Source organism: Eudoraea sp., from assembly GCF_039969275.1.
Taxonomy (GTDB): domain Bacteria; phylum Bacteroidota; class Bacteroidia; order Flavobacteriales; family Flavobacteriaceae; genus Eudoraea.
The window spans coordinates 152187-171463 of record NZ_JBDVOC010000010.1; the positions used below are offsets into that span (position 1 = coordinate 152187).

At 38.7% G+C, this 19277-nt stretch carries 15 protein-coding genes; 5 read left to right on the forward strand and 10 right to left on the reverse strand.

Translation table 11 applies throughout. The features are described from left to right. Positions 1 to 5: 5 nt before the first annotated feature. A complete protein-coding gene (locus ABJH90_RS08590) occupies positions 6 to 350 on the reverse strand; it encodes a rhodanese-like domain-containing protein (RefSeq protein ID WP_348138360.1) in 345 nt (114 codons plus the stop codon). 108 nt (positions 351 to 458) lie between these two features. Further along, positions 459 to 1874 carry an MBL fold metallo-hydrolase gene (locus ABJH90_RS08595; RefSeq protein ID WP_348138362.1) on the reverse strand — a complete coding sequence of 472 codons (1416 nt, stop codon included), beginning with the start codon at positions 1872 to 1874 and terminating at the stop codon, positions 459 to 461. A 493-nt stretch (positions 1875 to 2367) separates the two neighbouring features. On the opposite strand from ABJH90_RS08595, the gene ABJH90_RS08600 reads away from it, so the two are divergent. After that, positions 2368 to 3660 (forward strand): outer membrane protein transport protein, encoded by a 1293-nt coding sequence (locus tag ABJH90_RS08600; RefSeq protein WP_348138364.1) that lies wholly within the window; start codon positions 2368 to 2370, stop codon positions 3658 to 3660. A gap of 168 nt (positions 3661 to 3828) precedes the next feature. Here the strand turns inward: ABJH90_RS08600 and ABJH90_RS08605 are convergent, their stop codons facing one another. The 3 genes from ABJH90_RS08605 to ABJH90_RS08615 all read right to left on the reverse strand — a co-directional run bounded on the left by ABJH90_RS08605 (position 3829) and on the right by ABJH90_RS08615 (position 6471). Further along, positions 3829 to 4851: a HupE/UreJ family protein gene (locus tag ABJH90_RS08605; protein WP_348138366.1), complete on the reverse strand. Its 1023-nt coding sequence runs from the start codon at positions 4849 to 4851 to the stop codon at positions 3829 to 3831. A 67-nt stretch (positions 4852 to 4918) separates the two neighbouring features. Further along, complete coding sequence (locus tag ABJH90_RS08610; protein WP_348138368.1) at positions 4919 to 5812, reverse strand: peptidylprolyl isomerase; 894 nt, start codon at positions 5810 to 5812, stop codon at positions 4919 to 4921. Positions 5813 to 5823: 11 nt separating this feature from the next. Continuing rightward, on the reverse strand, positions 5824 to 6471 hold the full coding sequence (locus ABJH90_RS08615; protein WP_348138370.1) for a hypothetical protein: 648 nt from the start codon (positions 6469 to 6471) through the stop codon (positions 5824 to 5826). A 389-nt stretch (positions 6472 to 6860) separates the two neighbouring features. On the opposite strand from ABJH90_RS08615, the gene ABJH90_RS08620 reads away from it, so the two are divergent. Next, the gene (locus tag ABJH90_RS08620) at positions 6861 to 8867 is read left to right on the forward strand and encodes a DUF3604 domain-containing protein (RefSeq protein WP_348138372.1); all 2007 of its coding nucleotides are present in this window, start codon (positions 6861 to 6863) and stop codon (positions 8865 to 8867) included. A 231-nt stretch (positions 8868 to 9098) separates the two neighbouring features. On the opposite strand, the gene ABJH90_RS08625 is transcribed toward ABJH90_RS08620, so the two are convergent. The 5 genes from ABJH90_RS08625 to ABJH90_RS08645 form a co-directional block, all read right to left on the reverse strand. Continuing rightward, on the reverse strand, positions 9099 to 9623 hold the full coding sequence (locus tag ABJH90_RS08625; RefSeq protein ID WP_348138374.1) for a DsrE/DsrF/DrsH-like family protein: 525 nt from the start codon (positions 9621 to 9623) through the stop codon (positions 9099 to 9101). A 50-nt stretch (positions 9624 to 9673) separates the two neighbouring features. Then, complete coding sequence (locus ABJH90_RS08630; protein ID WP_348138376.1) at positions 9674 to 9982, reverse strand: TusE/DsrC/DsvC family sulfur relay protein; 309 nt, start codon at positions 9980 to 9982, stop codon at positions 9674 to 9676. 21 nt (positions 9983 to 10003) lie between these two features. Continuing rightward, positions 10004 to 11248, reverse strand: a complete 1245-nt coding sequence (locus ABJH90_RS08635; RefSeq protein ID WP_348138378.1) for an FAD/NAD(P)-binding oxidoreductase — start codon at positions 11246 to 11248, stop codon at positions 10004 to 10006. 180 nt (positions 11249 to 11428) lie between these two features. Continuing rightward, positions 11429 to 12214, reverse strand: coding sequence for an SDR family oxidoreductase (locus tag ABJH90_RS08640; RefSeq protein ID WP_348138380.1), 786 nt, complete (start codon positions 12212 to 12214; stop codon positions 11429 to 11431). 14 nt (positions 12215 to 12228) lie between these two features. Then, the gene (locus tag ABJH90_RS08645; protein ID WP_348138382.1) at positions 12229 to 13299 is read right to left on the reverse strand and encodes a TIM barrel protein; all 1071 of its coding nucleotides are present in this window, start codon (positions 13297 to 13299) and stop codon (positions 12229 to 12231) included. Between the two features lie 320 nt (positions 13300 to 13619). Between ABJH90_RS08645 and ABJH90_RS08650 the strand changes: the two genes are divergently transcribed. The 3 genes from ABJH90_RS08650 (at position 13620) to ABJH90_RS08660 (ending at position 19267) form a co-directional block, all read left to right on the forward strand. Next, positions 13620 to 15350, forward strand: coding sequence for an IlvD/Edd family dehydratase (locus ABJH90_RS08650; RefSeq protein ID WP_348138384.1), 1731 nt, complete (start codon positions 13620 to 13622; stop codon positions 15348 to 15350). A 12-nt stretch (positions 15351 to 15362) separates the two neighbouring features. Further along, entirely contained in the window at positions 15363 to 16700 is a 1338-nt protein-coding gene (locus ABJH90_RS08655; protein WP_348138386.1) for a GntP family permease, read from the forward strand. 86 nt (positions 16701 to 16786) lie between these two features. Beyond that, positions 16787 to 19267 (forward strand): c-type cytochrome, encoded by a 2481-nt coding sequence (locus tag ABJH90_RS08660; protein WP_348138388.1) that lies wholly within the window; start codon positions 16787 to 16789, stop codon positions 19265 to 19267. Positions 19268 to 19277 lie beyond the last annotated feature (10 nt).

A 19277-nucleotide genomic window follows, 5' to 3' on the forward strand; every position in this document is an offset into this window, starting at 1 on the left:
CATTGTTATTTCCATCTTATAATTCCTCCTTTTAGATCGTAAATCTTTTCAAATCCCATCTCGATAAGTTTTCTTGCTGCTTTTTGACTTCTGTTTCCAGATTGGCAATAGAGGTAAACTGGTTTATCTTTTTGCAATTTTTCAAACGATTTTTGAAAATCAACTTTATCAAAGAAATCAATATTAATGGCCTTCCCGATGTGCCAACGTTTATATTCTTTGGCTGTTCTAACATCCACCAACTGAACTTTCGGATCTGTAATAGCCTCTTTATATTTTGAGGCCTCTAAAACTTCAAATTTGTCTGATTGTTCCGCTTTTGACCCGAATAGTGTTTTAAATAATGACATTAGTATAACTCTTTTTATTAAATATTAAAGTTCTGATTAAAGGGAACGACCAAAAATAATTTGGTCATTCCCGTAACAATCAACCAAAACAAACTTTAAAACAAATTTCTATAACATGGTTGTCGGACATATATAATCCGATTTCTCAACCTTTGTTTTCTTAATTTCATCGAAACCATCTGCGACATCAACGAAATCTTCCCACCCTCGTTGCATTAATATTGATGCAGCGATCATACTTCTGTAACCTCCTTCACAATAAAGCACAAAGGGTTTATCTATGGGAAATTGAGAAAGGTGTTCATTTAATTCATTTAAAGGAACATTAATCGCACCAATAACATGTTCAGAATCAAATTCACTTTTTTTCCTTATATCAAAGGCAAGTGGTCCTTCCCCAAAATATGCCTTTTCAAACTGATTTGCCGTAATTCTCTTAATTCTTTCAACCTGCTTCCTCGCTTTTTGCCAACTCTTAAATCCACCATCTAAGAAACCAATAGTATGGTCATAACCAACTCTTGAAAGTCTGGTAATAGCTTCTTCTTCTTTATCAGGATAGGTTATTAACAAAATTTCCTGTTGTACATCTGGTATCATTTCTCCAACCCATTGAGCGAAATTGCCATCAAGGCCAATACTTATACTGTTGGGAATATGTCCTTTCGCAAAGTCTTCGGGTTTACGCGTGTCCAACATTAGCGCATTTGTTTCATTCGCAACAACTTCAAAGGCATTTGGTGGCAAAGGCTTTTCCCCTCTTTCTCTTACAGTGTCAAGACTCTCATACCCCTTAATATTCAGCAAAACATTTTGTGGGAAATAGCCAGGAGGTGCTGTTAAGCCTGTAAGAAGTTCCTTTATAAATTCATCTTTTGTCATATCAGGCCTCAATGCATAATTTACTTTTTTCTGATGCCCCAGAGTGTCAGTTGTTTCCTTGCTCATCATTTTTCCACAAGCGGAACCTGCCCCATGATTTGGGTAAACAATCAAATTATCATTTAATGGCATGATTTTATTACGAAGTGAATCAAATAGATGTCCTGCCAATTTTTCCTCAGTAAGTTCAGAAACTACATGTTGAGCAAGATCTGGTCTACCAACATCTCCAATAAATAATGTATCACCAGTTATTAAACCATGCTCTTTTCCATTCTCATCAATTAACAAATAAGTAGTACTCTCCATAGTATGACCAGGAGTGTGAATCACTTTAACCTGATAATCCCCAACATTAAAAATCTGATTATCCTTTGCGACAGTAGCTTCATATCCGGGTTTAGCGGTTGGCCCAAATACAATTTCTGCACCGGTCTTTTTCTTTAAATCTAAATGACCACTAACAAAATCTGCATGAAAATGTGTTTCAAAAACATACTTTATCGCCGCTTTATCTTTCTTTGCTCTTGCAATATATGGTTCTACCTCCCTTAATGGATCAAATATTGCGGCTTCACCTTTGCTCTCCAGGTAATAAGCTGCATGGGCTAAACATCCCGTATAGATCTGTTCTATTTTCATTTTTTAAATAATTAAATTTATAGTATAAAAGTATTAAGCAATTAGCACTTGCACAGTAACCAAGGTTACAAAGCTCTCTTTTTGCTAACTAAAAAAGAATGACTTTTATCATTGTGCGTTGCATTGGTCCAGGAACTTCTATTTGTCCCACATTGCTATTTTGGATGAATCAAATCTGTTTTTATCAATTTTGAGTGAATGTAACCTATGTTACTTAAGTCATTTCTTAAGTTATCCTAAATAGTATAGTGTCGTAAACACTAATTAATACAGGCCTTTTCACAGGTTTTAATCCCCAAAAACTATTACTGAAATCATACCTTAGATCACGGTTTTACATATAATTATAATCTATGATAATTGTCATAATTATTAGAAAAGCTTGAATTTAACTTTGCTTTTTAATTGAGATGTTAACCAGCAATTATCAATAAAAAATAACCATAGTTCGAAGCGGTTAGGATTTGTTTTTAGTTGCATAAATTACTTAAAAATGAAAGCATATTTTTTAAAACTTTGTTTTCTATTATTTGCAACTGCTGCATATTCACAGGCAGGCCATATCATGCAGGGTGTGGGGGCTGTAAATATGTCAATGGGTGGTGCCGCAACAGGTCAGCCTTTGGATATTTCAGGTGCAATTCAATGGAACCCTGCTTCTATTTCAACATTTGATGAGAAGATCATAAAGTTTGACTTAGGTTTATTCTTCTCCTCACCGGAATTGAGTTCTACTGTAACCGATCCTACCGGAAACGTATTTAGCGGTACAACTGAAGACGACAGGGGTGTCTCACCTCTGCCAGCTTTGGCAATGGTATGGGGAAAAGAAGGCAGCCGACATACATTTGGCGCGTCTGCTTTTGGTATCAGCGGATTTGGGGTTACTTTCCCTGAAAGCACTACTAATCCTATTAATATGCCTCAAAGCATGGGTGGATTTGGACGAATAGAATCTAACTATAATTTACTGCAATTAGGATTCACATATGCATATGAATTATCGGATAAATTTTCCATAGGTCTTCAACCCACTTTTAATTACGCAACTTTAAAATTAATCCCAAACCCAACAGCTAATCCAACATTAGCAGGATATCCATCAACAGACAATTCAACAGCTTTTGGTTTTGGAGGGCAATTGGGCCTATTCTATGATTCCGGGAACGGATTCTCTGCAGGTGCTTCTTATAAAACCAAGCAATCGTTTGGCGATTTTAAATTTGATAACACCTATCTGGATTCAAGTACCGGTGAAAATGAATTCAAAATGGATTACCCCGCTATCTGGTCCGTAGGCCTCGGTTTTTCTCCTGGCCAATTTGATCTGGCTTTAGATTACAGATATGTTCAATATGATAAAACTGACGGATTTTCTACTGTAGGCTGGACACCAACAGCCTCCGTTGCCGGATTTGGCTGGGATAACATTAGTATTGTTTCAGCTGGTATTCAATACAAAGGTGTTGACAGATTACCTTTAAGGCTTGGATATACCTATAGTTCTAATCCAATTGGCAGTGATGTAGCGTTCTTTAACGTACCAGCCACGGCCATCATTAAAAATGCATTTCAACTGGGCTTGAGTTATGAAATAAGCGATCGTTGGGCCATTGATGGAGTTTACCATATGGGCTTTAGTGGAGAAGCCACTTCAGGACCAATCCTAAATCCTGAGTTAGTATCCAGCTTCCCTCCTTACGGAGCTGTTCCCGGCAGTGAAGTTTCTTATGATATGACAACTTCCATGCTTATGGTTGGAGCGAGTTACAAATTCCTTAATTAATAATCCATCAACTAGAATTATCCTAGTTCAAAACGGCGCCAATTATGGCGCCGTTTTTTATGAATACGATTTGGCTGTTTCGAGAAGTGATTCACATCAAATAATCATAATTACCCTAATTCTTCAATGTCCAAGAATTATTTTGTGATGCAATGCTTAAAGTTCTACTCAAATAAAAAAGCCGTACAATCTTTCAATCATCCAGTAACTAGCCAGGCAACCACAGAAATAAGCTGCTGACTTTTCTAAAGCAACCCTTTTGAATTTAAATTTGGAATTCAAATTTTTATCAAAAGATATTTTACGGATTAATAGCCACAATAGTAAAATCCCAAGAACAAAAATGATCTGTCCCAATTCTACCCCAACATTAAAGAACAACAGGCTGGTAACTACCTCAATTTGAGGAAGCCCTATATCAGACAGAACAGCGGCAAAACCAAAACCATGCAGGAGCCCAAAAGATGAAGATACCGCTATAGGATATCTATAAGTAAGCGAATCCTTTTTCTGTAGTGTAATTTCCACTGCAAGATATACTACACTAAGCGCAATTACAGCCTCAACAGGAGGGATAGGTAAACGCACTACATCTAATGCAGACAAGGCAAGGGTTATTGAATGTGCAATGGTAAATCCGGTAATGGTGATCCACAGTTTTTTACCTATTCCTGCCACCAGCATAAGGCAAATTAAAAATAATAGATGATCCCAGCCTTCAAGTATGTGTTTGATGCCTAAAATGCTGTATTGCCGGGCCACAGCGGCAAAGCTTTCCTCTTGCGGTACTCGCCATATCAATTCGTCAGGTCCTAAAAGTTTAGTAAATTTCTGTCCATTCAACAAGCTAACTTTAATAATAGAAGCCACCGAAGGATTCATTACCGGGTACTTAATACTTATCAGAGTTCCGTTGAGTGCTATAGTTGATTTAAAAGTCTGCTTTTTAATGAAGCCGCTTTCTGTTTGATACACAGCTAATCGATCTAATGCTTTGTAAGAATCTGATAGACCTATCTCAGGTAGATTAAACTCCGGTATGGTAGGAGGGATTTTATATTGTAGTTCATAAACACCGGGTTCCTTTTCGCTAACTTCAACGAAAAGGGGACGGGATTCGTGAGCCCAACTAACCGTAGCAAGGATAAGAAAAATGCTAAGAGTAATGATTTTTTTTATTAATGTAGCCATCTACTATATAAAGGATTTAACGTCTTAAATTTTGTACACAAGATCAAAACTTATTTTTATCATTAACCTATTTTTCAGCCTTTGATTGGAGATCGTATACGAGTTTTACTTCATATTCATCAATAATCTCTTGAATGTTTTCATCACTTCTCTTTCGTGTGTATTCCCTTCTGGCATCCTCTGTTACCCTGTCTATGACAACATCCAAGTCAGGATATTTGCCTGCTACTTTTTTTGTGAGCATCACTATGTGCAAACCGTATTGAGATTGAAATGGACCCAGCCATTTCTTATCCGAGGAGTCGGATTCGAAGATAGTTTTGGTCATAGCCGACCCAAAATGATTTTCTACATATTCCAGGTTTCGTTCCACATAGTTGGTATGATAAAAAAACCGGTCACCTCTGCCGGGAGCCTCGCTGAATGTAATATTATGGTTATTTAAATATTTCACCTCGGCCTCGGCCTTTTTCATGGCTTCCATTGGTGACCATTTCTGAGAATCAAAGAACACATGGGTGAAAGTAACAATAGGCTCAACAAAATAGTCTTCCATATTTTCTTTATAATACGTTTTAATATGCTCATCAGTCATATCCGTAACTGCTTCTGCTATTCCCTGTGAAATAAACTCTACTTTTTGAATCATTCTCCTTTTAATAATATAATCTTCCTTATCGAGTCCCATGGCCATAGCTTCACGATAAAGGGCTTCCTCCCTTACGTATTCACTAATAAGACTTTCTTGCTCTTCTTTTGTCATTGAAGCCAGTTTATCTTCAAAGACCTGGGTGTTAAATGCTTTGGAACGGTATTGTAAATAAGTCATCAAAGATTCCTTATCAACAACAATGGTTTTGGAATCTAATTTATCTCCATAGCCAAAAAAATTAAAGATCAGAAAAAATCCAAGTCCGATTAAAAGGAAATGAACCAAGGGCTGTTTAATAAACGATTTCATAATACTTTAGTTTATTTTCTTCCTATAAGATTAATGATATAACCCAAACTGCAAATAGCAAATGCCACTAAGCTAATTGGAGGAAGGCCACCGTGCCATCCAGACGGGTTCATCCAACCCGGGTAACCCATAAAAAAGATATGGATTATACCAAATAATAAAGCTACCAGCAAAAAGTTTCGGGAGGTAATAAATCTAATAAATGCTTTATCTTCACTTAAGTGGGTCTGAAAACTCAAATTATAAGCCCAAAGAATTACAAAACCTAAAACTCCTCCTAGCATACTTATTCCTGCCAGAAGAGTAAGTGTCCCATCGGCTTCAAAAAATTTTCCAAATATGGCCGGCTTAAATATCATAAAACTTATAAGGGCATGAATTAGCACCAGTAGAAATCCTGTCATACCAATAGCTTTGCGGGCGTTTAACCAGCCTTCCCCTACCCTCGCGCCAAGATTGTTCAAAGGTCCCAGACTAAAATTGAAGGTAATTAATACAAAAGCAGCGAGTGAGATTCCTTTATTGAGAATAAAAAATGGAAAATCTTTCCAGGGTACAGGGCCCATTACATGGTATCTGAGTATTGCATAAAGCAATGAGAGTATACAAGTAACAGCTATGATGCTGCCGGCACTGTTTCTTTCTTTAATATTTTCCATTTGATTGGTACAATTAATATTTATTTTTCATCTGATATGGCCAAAAGAGGTTAATCTCAACATAAAGTAATTACCCAATTTAAATAGTTCAAATAAAAATAAATCCAATACTTAGCGAATTGTTTCAAATATAAATTGTTTTACGCATATCCCGCCTTATGCCTCCAAATTTTTAATATATTGAATATGGCAGCTTACGAGGAAGAAATGATGATTAGCAATAAATGAACTCATATTTTAATTCATTTATTCACACATCATACTTTTATTTGTACATCATAAAAATAACTCACATAGACATTGCTTAGAATTCAATAAATAAGTATATTTATATAGAATTATTCCCCTTCAATATTCAAATTATTTTGCTCACTTTAATTGATAAAATTATGAAATTGTTATCCGGATTAATTGTATTACTTATTTCATTTTCACTCATTATTTCATGTACTCAAGACAAATCCAAAGAATCTAAGACAGATTCTCAGACCGTGACTGGTTCACAAGGACCTTTAAAGGTGGGTGAAACCACCAATACTGAGGAAGATATGCGACGTATTCTTTCTACTAAATATACCGGGGAAACCTATTCACCATATGCGAAACGCGAATTTGCAACCTTACCCTTATTTGGAGAAACCCATTTGCATACGGGACTATCCATGGATGCCGGTGGATTTGGAAACCGGCTGGGTGTGCGTGATGCTTATCGATTTGCCAGAGGTGAAGAAGTAACAGCTTCTTCAGGCCAGCAAGCCAGATTGGCCAGGCCTTTAGATTGGCTGGTTATAGCTGATCATTCAGATGGTTTGGGATTTGTTACAGATCTTTTAGCGGCAGAGCCATTTGTAATGGAATATGAACAGGGTGAACGTTGGTCTAAGGGTTTTAGGGCAGGAGGACAAGAGGCTGTTGAAGCTACCTTGAACCTGATTACTACCTTTTCACAGGGAGAGGTAGATCCTGAACTTTTTGGGAATTATTCACCAGGTGCTAAAAGGTATGAAACTATATGGGAAGATGTAATTGCCGCGGCGGAGGAATTTAATGATCCGGGGCACTTTACTGCATTTATAGGTTTTGAGTGGACTTCTTTGGTTAGGGGCGGAAACATGCATCGAAACGTGATTTTTCGTGATGGAGCAGAAAAGGCAGGACAAGTCGTGCCATTTACGACTCAGGCCCCCGTTGGAAGTACTGATCCTCTGGATCTTTATAAGTATCTCGAAGACTATGTAGCTAAAACCGGGGGACAAGTGCAAACTTTAGCTCATAATGGAAACCTGTCCAATGGTATTATGTTTCCAATTGACGCACAGTATACGGGTAAAAAACTTGACCAATTTTATGTAGAGCAGCGTGCCAAATGGGAACGCACTTATGAAATAACGCAAATAAAAGGAGACGGCGAAACGCATCCTTTTCTCTCGGTAAATGATGAGTTTGCAGACTACTATAAATGGGATATAGGTAATTTGGATCTATCAGAGGCAAAAACGGATGATATGCTTCAGTATGAGTATACCCGTGAAGCTCTTAAAAATGGACTGGTCCTGGAGGAAAAGTTTGGAACAAATCCTTATAAATTCGGATTGCAGGGTGCTACAGATAGTCATACTTCATTGACAACATCTGAGGAAAATAATTTTTTTGGAAAACATACGGGTTACGAACCTTCTCCGGAAAGGATGACACATCCCTTTATGAAAAATGAAAATGGAGAAATATTGGGTTGGTCACAACTTGCAGCTGGGATTACTGGGGTTTGGGCTAAAGAGAATACCAGAGAGTCTATATGGGATGCCATGCACCGTAAAGAAGTTTATGCTACTACTGGTCCACGGATGATGGTGCGTTTCTTTGGTGGCTGGGAATATACAGCTGAAGACATCCAAAGCCGGGAACCAGCTTTCGCTGGTTATGCGAAAGGCGTTCCTATGGGAGGTGATCTGGTAAATCCTCCTTCTGGCAAATCGCCAAATTTTATGATCTATGCCATCCGGGATGCCATTGGGGCCAACCTGGATCGTATGCAAATTATTAAAGGATGGCTCGACGCTGATGGTAAAACCCATGAAAAAGTCTATGATGTGGCTTGGTCGGGTGATCGCAAACTTGGACGTGATGGCAAGTTACCTGCTGTGGGTAATACAGTGGATATTGCTACGGCAAGTTGGACAAATACCATAGGCGCATCTGAACTGGCTACAGTTTGGACAGACCCGGATTTTGATCCTTCTGAAAGGGCATTCTATTATGTCAGAGTAATGGAAATTCCGACACCCCCCTGGTATTTATATGATGCCTTCCGTTTTGGGAAGGAAATACCTGAGGGTGCTCCAACAAGCCAGCAGGAGCGTGCCTATACCAGTCCAATTTGGTATACACCGAATTAGGATGAGTAAAACAAAAAAGGGGCGCCAATTACGGCGCCCCTTTTTTGTTTTCCTTGTTATCTTCCTAAGTTACACTCCCTGCCTTATATAGAATTTAATTTATAATAGCTCAAGTATTAAACTAGTCAAAGACTCCAAAATACTTCATTTAAAAAAACCCTGCCAAAAGAAATCGGCAGGGTTTAAAACAATCTAATAATGGAACCTATTTTTTTTATTAACTCATCGTATTTAAATAAATAATAAATGGGTGCCTTCTTCATTAGCTCTGCCATAAAAGTCCCCAATAGTTATTACTCCATCCAATTCATCAATTAAATCTTCTTCTTTCAGGTGGAACATGTCAACGGCCAGTTTACAGCCCCATAGTTTACAACCGGAGTCTGACAAAATTTCAAGGAACTCACCAATAGGAGGCATATCTAATTTTTCCATTTCCTTCTTCATCATTTTAGTAGCCAATGCCTCTACTCCAGGCAGACCACCTAACATAGTTGGCATATGTAAAGCTGGATTACCAACGGTAGCCGTACGTAAGTGTTCTAATTTTTTCTTTTGAATTGTTTCCAGTCCAAAAAAAGTGAAAAATATTTCCGATTCAATACCTTCCATCCTGGCTCCATTTGCCATAACAAATGCTGCATATGCATTTTCTATGGTACCCTTGGAAAGAATAAAAAGCATCTTTTTTACTTTAGTTCCGTTCGTCTCTTTTACTTTAGTTTCGCTCATCTCTTTTACGCTAGTTTCGCTCATCTCTATTTTTTTTATGATTTTATTAAAATCTTAGATTACCTTTTAATTAGTTAGATACAACTCTTTGGTTTAGGGATCCCTGCTATCAAAGTAGACTTTTTAAGAGGTCCTCCAGGAAATAAACTGTAGAACTCTTTAATGTTTATGACACCGCTTTTCTTAATACCACGGATTGATAGAGGTTCCTCTTTATGGTGTTTATCTTGTAGGTACTCTATAACTTCCCAATGTTTATCTGTCATGGAAATACCCTGTTCATCTGCCAAATAAGCGCAAACGTCCTTATCCCACTGATTAAAATCGACTAGATACCCTTCTTCGTTTACATCAATTTCGCGATCTGCTATTATTTTTTTCATGTTTTTTTAGTTTATAATTATCTATTGAACTTTTTCTATTTGTTTACCTTTTTCAGACATTTGTGCGTCAACAAATGGTATAGGGACACCCTTTAACAGCATATTCCAATATATCCAGCGGAATGCTAGCTTACCCATATGATTCATTCTGCTCTCTTTTAAAAGCCTTAAAGGACCTACTCCAGGAAAGGGAAATGTACCTTCAACCGGTTCGGTGGTGTAGTTAAAATCAATCAATAATGCTTTACCTCCTCCGGTTTCAATAAAGCAATTGGCATGACCATCAAAATCTTCTTTTAACTCCTCACCATTTATATATCTCAATATATTATCCGTCAAGATTTCAGCTTCAAAATGGGCTACTGAACCTGCTTTTGATGCTGGTACATTAGTAGCGTCACCTATAGCAAATATATTCTCATGATCTGTAGACTGTAATGTCGTTTTATTAGTTGGAATGTAATTCAGATCATCTCCCAGGCCTGAGCGTTCCAGTAATGGATCGCCCATATTCGTAGGGACGGTTACTAAAAGGTCGTATTCCACCTCAGTATCCGCGTAATCTATGATCTTATTATTCTCGTAATCAACACGCTCAATATTAAAATCTGTAACTTCTTTAATGTTTTTTTCTTCCAACAAATAATGAAGGGTTTCCGTAGCCCGTGGTTTTGTAAAAGCACCATCCAGCGGTGTTACAAAGGTTATATCTACCTTATCTCTCATCCCTTTGTTTTTAAAATAGGAATCTGCCAAAAATGCAAATTCCAAAGGAGCTACCGGACATTTTATGGGCATTTCGGTTATATGGACCACCAGTTTTCCACCTTCCCAGGTTCTAAATTTATTCCTGAGTGCTTTGGCACCTTCATAGGTATAGAAATCAAAGATGTTTTTATACCATTTTGGCCCTTTCATACCTTCTATTTCTTCAGGTACAGTTTTCGTTCCTGTCGCTACAATTAAAACATCGTACAACAACTCCTGGCCATCAGCAAGGAGTACTTTATTGTTTTCAGGTACAATGAGATCTATTTTTTCCTGGATATAGTTAACACCCTTAGGTAAAAATTTGGACCCTTTTTTCTTAACCTGTTTTGTAGTATAAATATCAAAAGGAAGAAATAAGAACCCAGGCTGGTAATAATGGGTTTTGTACTGATCTACAATGGAAATCTTCCACTCTCCTTTAGGCAGACTGGATACCAAATGATTGGCCATCATGGTTCCGGAAGTCCCTGCACCTAATATAACTAAATTTTTCATGACTACTTACCTTTTTATAATTCTGAATACAGGAATTTTGACCTGTATTTAATGATGTAAAATTAATTATAGGAAGTGCCGAAAAATATGACATAAGTCATAAATTCAGCTTGTGTAACAACTGTTACTTAGCAATAAAAGAAAGAAAGTTTTAATTAAATGGGTCTATATTAGATCTGTTTATTTTGCCGTCCAACCCCCATCTACGGTAAGCATAGAACCTACCATATAGCTGCCTGCATCACTGGCTAAAAAAATGGCTGCTCCTTGTATTTCGCGTAACTCTCCCCAACGGGCGACCGCTGTAGCCCCAACAATGAAATTCTTTGCTTCTTCGGTATTGGCAATCGGGATGTTCATTTCTGTTAAAAAAGGCCCCGGGCATATCGCATTAACGGTAATATTAAAAGGTGCCAGCTCCAATCCCAGTGCTCTGGTCATTTGAACCACAGCTCCTTTACTCGTGGCATATGGAGTACGATTTGCCAGACCTACTAATCCCAAGGTACTAGCCATATTAATAATTCTTCCGTAGTTATTTTGTTTCATCTGAGGTGTGACCGCACGGGAGGTGTTCCAGGTACCTTCTACATTAACCTTCATAACCTGGTTAAAATCCTCCGGACTTAATTCATCTATGGCCCCCCTGATATTAATCCCGGCACTATTAATTAATATATCTATTTTACCAAAATCATTTTCAATCTCCTTTACAACGGCCTCTACCTGTTTTAAATTCGTAACATCAGCAGAATAGGCCTTAGCCTTTACTCCAAAATCCTTGTTAAGTTCTTCCGCTGCACTGATACCTTCTTCCAAATTTCTGTTCACTAGTGCAGTTGAACAACCTGCGGATGCCAGACCGGCCGCCATTGCCAACCCAAGACCTTTGGAACCACCAGTAATCATGGCTATTCGCCCTTTCATGTCAAATTGTTTTATTCCGGGTAAACGAGTATCTGTCATATTCTTATGTTTTTTTAAATAAAGCCCAAACGTTGCCTGGCGTATTTTAGTGAAGCTTTATTATTCTCTATTTCCAGAGCCAGTCTGTCATCTGCTGAGTTTTTGGATATCACGGTTAATGGTGACGAACTTTTTTGCTTTTTAATCTTGTAAAGAAACCCGGCCAATTCACTGGCAGAAATTTCATCAAATGTTGCCCAATAACCCTTTGTTAAACATGGGATTTTCAAGGGATCTCTGGTGATCATTTCCAAATTAAACCTAATATCCGGATTATGATTTTTTATCACAGTAATCATTTTATCAAGATCCAAAAATCCTTGTCCTAAATTAATTTCAGCCAGTAAAAATCCATCTTCATATTCCGTAACAGCCATATCTTTTAAATGGACTGTAAAAGCATAAGGAGCTAGTGCTTCTACCACCTCCATTGGATCTTCCAGCAGGGAGATGTTATTGCCGGTATCCAGATTGACCCCTACCCACTCACTGTCAATCAGTTTCAATATTTCTATCATTTCAGTAATCCGCCAGTCCTTATGATTCTCTACTGCAAGCTTAACACCTAATTTGCGAACAACGGGTTCTGCCAGCTTTAAGGAATTAATTGATTTTGTCCTGAATTCCTGAAAAGCACCCATGGTATCAAAGGTCTCATATCTGCGGCCCGAAAGGCAGGCTGTCCTAAGAATATCTACTCCTGCTTCTTTTGCAACTGATACCTCAGCAGTGAACCTTTGAAGATCTGAATCGTCTTTTGGTAACCTAATCTGGCCTTCAAGAAAGAGCTCCAATTCCTCAACTCTATTTTTTACCTTTTTGGCATACTCAGCATCCCAACCTTTGACACTAAATTGTACACCGCCAAATCCTGCAGAACTACAATGTTCAATCATTTGTAAAGAGTCAGTGAAAGGGGGGTAGATTTTGCTATCTAATTTTCCATATCTACGCTGCACATAGGAAGCTTCTGCAATCCCAAACCTCATTTCAGCAACTAAAGGAGAAAAAGAAGGAATTGCCGGAATAGATAAAGTGAGTAATCCCGCTGAACTGCTTTTTTTAATAAAACTCCTTCGTTTCATAAGATCAAATTAACAATTGTCCATTATTTTATTCTTATCCGTTCAAAAAGAAACCCTGTGATTCATTCAAATAACAAATGAAAACTTTTCTGCAGTTAATCTGTAAAACAAAACAGTCCGTAATCACATCATAATAGTATATAACTAAAAGTAACAAAAGATTTTCAGTACCTGCTAATATTTAGCAAAAAAGACTTTGGTATCGAAATAAATACGCAATCCATTTTGTTAACTGCTTTAAAGATGATACCTTGATTTCCGTATAAATGATTAATGTTAATCTAAAATATTAAGTGTTTCCACCTTAGAAGTATCAGTTAATGGAAAAAGATAAGCAAAAAAGATTGAGAAGTGAAGATTGGTTTAACCCCGGAGATCCAAAATCGGCATTCATTCACAGGTCATGGCTCCGTAATCAGGGTTATCCAAATGATTATTTCAATGGAAGACCTGTAATTGGTATTTGTAATACCTGGTCCGAACTAACTCCATGTAATGGTCATTTAAGAGAATTTGCCGAGTTTGTTAAAAAGGGGGTTCTGGAAGCTGGTGGTGTCCCTTTTGAATTCCCGGTCACTAGTATGGGGGAAATATTAATGCGCCCAACAGCAATGCTTTTCAGAAACCTGGCAAGTATGGATACCGAGGAAAGTATACGTGCTAACCCACTTGATGGAGTTGTTCTTCTAACGGGGTGCGACAAGACCACACCATCTACCGTAATGGGGGCCTGTAGCGTTGACCTCCCTACAATTGTGGTGCCTGGAGGACCTATGTTAAATGGAAAATACAAAGGAGAACGTATAGGATCGGGTACATTTGTATGGACCTTAAAAGACAAGATTAAAAATGAGGGTTTTACTCCGGAAGATCAGATTGAAGCCGAGATATGCTCGGCACGAAGCGCAGGACATTGTATGACTATGGGAACAGCTTCCACTATGGCTTGCATGGTTGAATCTCTTGGGCTTACTTTACCAGGTGCTGCGGCTATACCTGCCGTTGACTCGCGCAAAAAGGTATTGGCACAACTATCTGGAAGACGGATAGTTGAAATGGTAAAAGAAGACCTGAAGCTATCTAAAATCCTCACTCGCGAGGCCTTTGAAAATGCCATAAAATTAAATGCCGCGGTAGGAGGTTCCACTAATTTTATTATTCACCTGCAAGCTATTGCGGGAAGAATTGGGGTTCCACTTCATTTAAAGGAATTTGACACGCTTGGCAGTAAAATACCCTTACTGGTAAATCTAATGCCTTCAGGTAAATTCCTGATGGAGGACTTTTTTGATGCCGGCGGTTTACCGGTTGTCATCAATCAAATGAAAGATCACCTCCACAACGATGCCTTAACCGTTAATGGCAAACCAATAGGAGAGAATAATAAAAAAGCGGAATGTTATAATTACGAGGTAATTGCAGCAATTGACCAACCCTTTATTGAAGAAGCAGGGATTGCAGTATTATATGGCAACTTATGTGAAGATGGGGCTGTAATAAAACCCTCGGCAGCAACTCCGGAACTAATGACACATCGGGGAAGGGCGGTAGTTTTTGAAACTATTGAGGATTGCCATGCTAATATAGACAGGCCTGATTTGGAAATAGATGAAAACAGCGTAATTGTGCTAAAAGGAGCCGGCCCTGTTGGTTATCCCGGTATGCCGGAAGTTGGTAATGTGGATTTACCCGAAAAGTTATTAAAAAAGGGGATAAAAGACATGGTTCGTATCTCGGACGGCAGAATGAGTGGTACTGCTTTTGGTACCGTAGTTTTACATGTTTCTCCGGAATCATCAATAGGCGGGATTTTGGGCTTGGTGCAAACCGGAGACTATATTATCCTTGATGTTCCTAACAGGAAATTGCATTTGGAAGTGGAACAGCCTGAACTGGAAAAAAGAAAAGCGGCCTGGACACCCCCTCAGCAACCCGCAGACAGAGGATATACCAACTTATATACTAGAACCGTGCAACAGGCCCATCTGGGCGCAGATTTTGATTTTTTAGTAGGAAAATCAAGTTCCGTGGTAAAACGAGATGCACACTAAACCAATCACTTTATGACAACTATTTTATTACTCCTTTTGAGTGTGGCAATCATCGTATTCCTCACAGCTAAATTAAAAGTTCACCCATTTTTAGCACTGCTGGGTGCGGCCATCTTCTTTGGCCTCCTTTCAGGTATGGACTTGAACATAATAGTACAATCTATAAATGACGGATTCGGCATCACCTTGGGTAAAATTGGAGTGGTCATTGTCCTGGGAGTTATAATTGGTGCCTTTCTTGAGCATTCAGGAGGTGCCTATAAACTGGCGGAAATAATCCTTAAAATAATTGGTAAAAACCGCGTTCATGAAGCTATGGGATTAGTTGGTTTTGTGGTCTCTATACCCGTATTTGCGGATAGTGGATTCATAATTCTCAACCCATTAAACAAAAGCCTTTCTAAAAGGGCCGGCTTATCGATTGTTGGAACCGCTACGGCTTTAATTCTAGGGCTGATGATCACGCATGTATTGGTGCCTCCTACCCCTGGTCCTATTGCGGCTGCAGGAATAATTGGCGCAGACGTAGGGCTGGTAATGCTAATTGGTCTAATCATTGGTCTTATCTCACTAGTGGTAGCAGTATTTTACTGCAAGAAAATGGGGTCTAAGCATTACATTGATCCAAATCCCGAAATTTCAGAAGATGAGATTAAGGAAAAAATTAAGCAAGCACCCAATGCATTTAAATCTTTTTTACCCATATTAATTCCAATCTTACTCATTGTAGGGAAATCTCTTGTAGAATTTAATTTGGCTGAAGGCCAGGCGGAAACTGCCTGGGTTAAATTTATTTCCTTTGTTGGTTCTCCGGTTATTGCACTTATAATTGGTATGCTTTTCGCCTTTTTACTCCCAAAGAAGTGGGATAAAACTATTTTATCTACCACTGGTTGGGTTGGGAATGCCCTGACAGATGCTTCAAACATTATCCTTATTACCGGTGCAGGAGGTATCTTTGGAACCATATTACAGAATAGTGGGATTGCCACTACGCTTGCAGATACGCTCTCTACAGCCAATCTTGGTATTTGGCTTCCCTTCATGTTATGTGCTGCAATTAAAACAGCACAAGGTTCATCAACAGTGGCACTTATAACAACTGCCTCAATTATTGCTCCATTATTGCTTTCATTAGGTTTTGTATCAGAAGTAGATAAAGCTTTGGTTGTTGCAGCTATAGGCGCAGGTGCGATGGTAGTTTCCCATGCAAATGATAGTGGATTTTGGATCCTTACTCAGTTCTCTGGTATAGATGTGAAAACGGGATATAAAGTATATACCCTGGGTACATTTGTCGTTGGCTCATTCGCAGCATTACTTGTATATGTAGCCACGTTTATCATATAATCGCAATAGAATTCTAAAGGTTCATGCTCAGGAAAAATAAAATATTTTTTCATCTACTATCAATATTATCCTGCTATGGATTATTGATGATTTTTCAGAGCTGTAAACAAGATCCCTCTCCTCCTTTATCGCCTTCTCAAGCCCTTCAATCTTTTGAACTTGCGGATCCCGATCTTGAAATTCAACTAGTGGCAGCTGAGCCCCTTGTACAAGACCCTGTGGCAATTTCTTTTGACGAGGCTGGCAGGTTGTGGGTGGTTGAAATGATAGGTTTTATGCGCGATATTGACGGCACCGGGGAAAAAGATCCTGTAGGAAGAGTTAGCGTATTATTTGATAACGATGGTGACGGCCAAATGGACGCGAGTACCATATTTTTAGATAGTCTGGTGCTTCCAAGAGCCATTGCAGTGGTCAACGGAGGAGCCCTTGTTGCCGAAAATATTCCACTTTGGTTTGCAGAGGATACTGATGGGGATTTTAAAGCAGATACAAAAACATTGATTGATCCTACATATGGCGGACAAGGAATGCCTGAACATTCGGCCAATGCGCTTTGGAGAGGAATGGACAATTGGTATTACAATGCCAAATCTAAAAGCCGCTACCGGAAAATTGATTCTAAATGGATTAAAGAAGAAACCGAATTCAGGGGACAATGGGGAATTTGTCATGATAATTCGGGACGTTTGTTTTATAATTATAATTGGTCACAATTACATGCAGATCTTGTCCCTCCAAATGCGCTTCAAAGAAATAAACATCATAAAAGCAGCAGTGGTATAGATCATGGACTGACACTCGATCGGAAAATATATCCCATTAGAAGTAATACAGCGGTAAACCGCGGTTATGTTCCGGGGACCTTGGATGAAGAAGGAAAATTGCTGGAATTTGCATCGGCTTGTGGACCTTTAATTTACCGTGGGGATGTCCTTCCTGATTCATATATGGGAAATGCCTTTGTTTGTGAACCAACCGGTAACCTGATCAAGAGAAATTCAGTACTTGAAGATGGATTTATGTTAAGCGCTTCAGGCATTTATGAGAATCGTGAATTTCTTGCTTCAACAGACGAGCGATTTCGACCCATTTCTCTGGCTTCAGGGCCGGATGGCGCACTTTATGTGGTGGATATGTATAAAGGTATAATTCAGCACGGACCTTATATGACAGAATATCTGCGGGAAGTAAGCTTAAAGCGGAAACTCGACAAACCGATAAATATGGGTCGCATATGGCGCATTACTTCAAAAAAAAATACAGCAGAAAAAGCAGAGGATCTTTCCAAATTAAAACCGGCAGAGCTTGTTAAGCTTTTAAAGCACACAAATGGATGGACCAGAGATATGGCCCAGCGCTTACTGGTAGAAAGTGGGGATCTTACTATTGTTCCGGAATTAGAAAATCTTCTTTCTTCGGATAACTCTTTAGGGCAACTCCATGCACTATGGACCCTTGAGGGATTAGGAAATACAGATTCAAAACCTTACCTCACTGCCCTGCATGCTGCAGACCCAATAGTAGCACAGACTGCTCTTCGTCTTTCTTCCAATTTAGTTGTTGAACAACCAGATGTACGTGAAGTAATACAACAATTTATTTCTAGCACATATGGTCAGGCAGAACCCATTTTAAAGATGCAAATGGTATTGACTTCCGACCTATTAGAAGCAGAATCTGCTTATAGTATTTCAAAGAAATTCCTTGAAGAATACGATCAGAATCCTGTGGCGCGTGATGTAGTTATGAGCAGTATGTTCGATAGGGAGTTTGCTTTTTTCAATAACTTGTTATCTGACGAGGAATGGAATACTTATGATCAGAATCGCGAAATATTTATTGAAATGCTGGTTGGAGTAATTGCTTCAAAGGGAGCTGAAGAAGAAATTCTACCCATTTTGAACAAATTGAATTCCCCTCAAACCCAAAAAACTCAATGGGTGACCAATGCCATTGTAAATGGAATCCTCAACAGTTCTGCATCACAGGATGATGCCAAAATTGAACTTACTCATGAACCTCCTGTTTTCCAAAAGCTAAAAGCCTTGGAAAAGACAGATCAAAATATGTTGGCCAACTTGGAAAAATTATTCATCTGGCCGGGCAAACCAATGAAAGCCGCTGACTCCAAACAAAACTTAATTGAAATTGACCAGAGCGTTATGGCCTCCGGCCGACAAAAATATATAAATCTTTGTGCTAATTGCCATGGAACTCAGGGAGAGGGTATGGCCAGATTTGCTCCACCATTAAAGCAATCTGAATGGGTTACAGGTGATAAAGAAAAACTGGCTATGATTTTATTACACGGTATGGAAGGGCCTGTTTTAGTTAATGGTAGGGAATATGGGATTCCGGATATATTACCCAATATGCCTTCATTCTCTACACTGCAGAATGAGGACATAGCCGCCATTTCTACCTATATAAGAAATAGCTGGGGGAATTCTGCGGAGGCCATCTCCAATGGTACCGTTGGCAGAATAAGATTTCGTACGCAGGGAAAAATAACGCCTTGGAAAGCAACCGAATTGGATACGCTTGTTTTTGATTCAGAGCTCTGAATTTGAAAGG

Coding starts and splice junctions, on each gene's coding strand:
- ABJH90_RS08590 (WP_348138360.1), bottom strand. CDS start 350: ATGTCATTATTTAAAACACTATTCGGGTCAAAAGCGGAACAATCAGAC.
- ABJH90_RS08595 (WP_348138362.1), bottom strand. CDS start 1,874: ATGAAAATAGAACAGATCTATACGGGATGTTTAGCCCATGCAGCTTAT.
- ABJH90_RS08600 (WP_348138364.1), top strand. CDS start 2,368: ATGAAAGCATATTTTTTAAAACTTTGTTTTCTATTATTTGCAACTGCT.
- ABJH90_RS08605 (WP_348138366.1), bottom strand. CDS start 4,851: ATGGCTACATTAATAAAAAAAATCATTACTCTTAGCATTTTTCTTATC.
- ABJH90_RS08610 (WP_348138368.1), bottom strand. CDS start 5,812: ATGAAATCGTTTATTAAACAGCCCTTGGTTCATTTCCTTTTAATCGGA.
- ABJH90_RS08615 (WP_348138370.1), bottom strand. CDS start 6,471: ATGGAAAATATTAAAGAAAGAAACAGTGCCGGCAGCATCATAGCTGTT.
- ABJH90_RS08620 (WP_348138372.1), top strand. CDS start 6,861: ATGAAATTGTTATCCGGATTAATTGTATTACTTATTTCATTTTCACTC.
- ABJH90_RS08625 (WP_348138374.1), bottom strand. CDS start 9,623: ATGAGCGAAACTAGCGTAAAAGAGATGAGCGAAACTAAAGTAAAAGAG.
- ABJH90_RS08630 (WP_348138376.1), bottom strand. CDS start 9,982: ATGAAAAAAATAATAGCAGATCGCGAAATTGATGTAAACGAAGAAGGG.
- ABJH90_RS08635 (WP_348138378.1), bottom strand. CDS start 11,248: ATGAAAAATTTAGTTATATTAGGTGCAGGGACTTCCGGAACCATGATG.
- ABJH90_RS08640 (WP_348138380.1), bottom strand. CDS start 12,214: ATGACAGATACTCGTTTACCCGGAATAAAACAATTTGACATGAAAGGG.
- ABJH90_RS08645 (WP_348138382.1), bottom strand. CDS start 13,299: ATGAAACGAAGGAGTTTTATTAAAAAAAGCAGTTCAGCGGGATTACTC.
- ABJH90_RS08650 (WP_348138384.1), top strand. CDS start 13,620: ATGGAAAAAGATAAGCAAAAAAGATTGAGAAGTGAAGATTGGTTTAAC.
- ABJH90_RS08655 (WP_348138386.1), top strand. CDS start 15,363: ATGACAACTATTTTATTACTCCTTTTGAGTGTGGCAATCATCGTATTC.
- ABJH90_RS08660 (WP_348138388.1), top strand. CDS start 16,787: ATGATTTTTCAGAGCTGTAAACAAGATCCCTCTCCTCCTTTATCGCCT.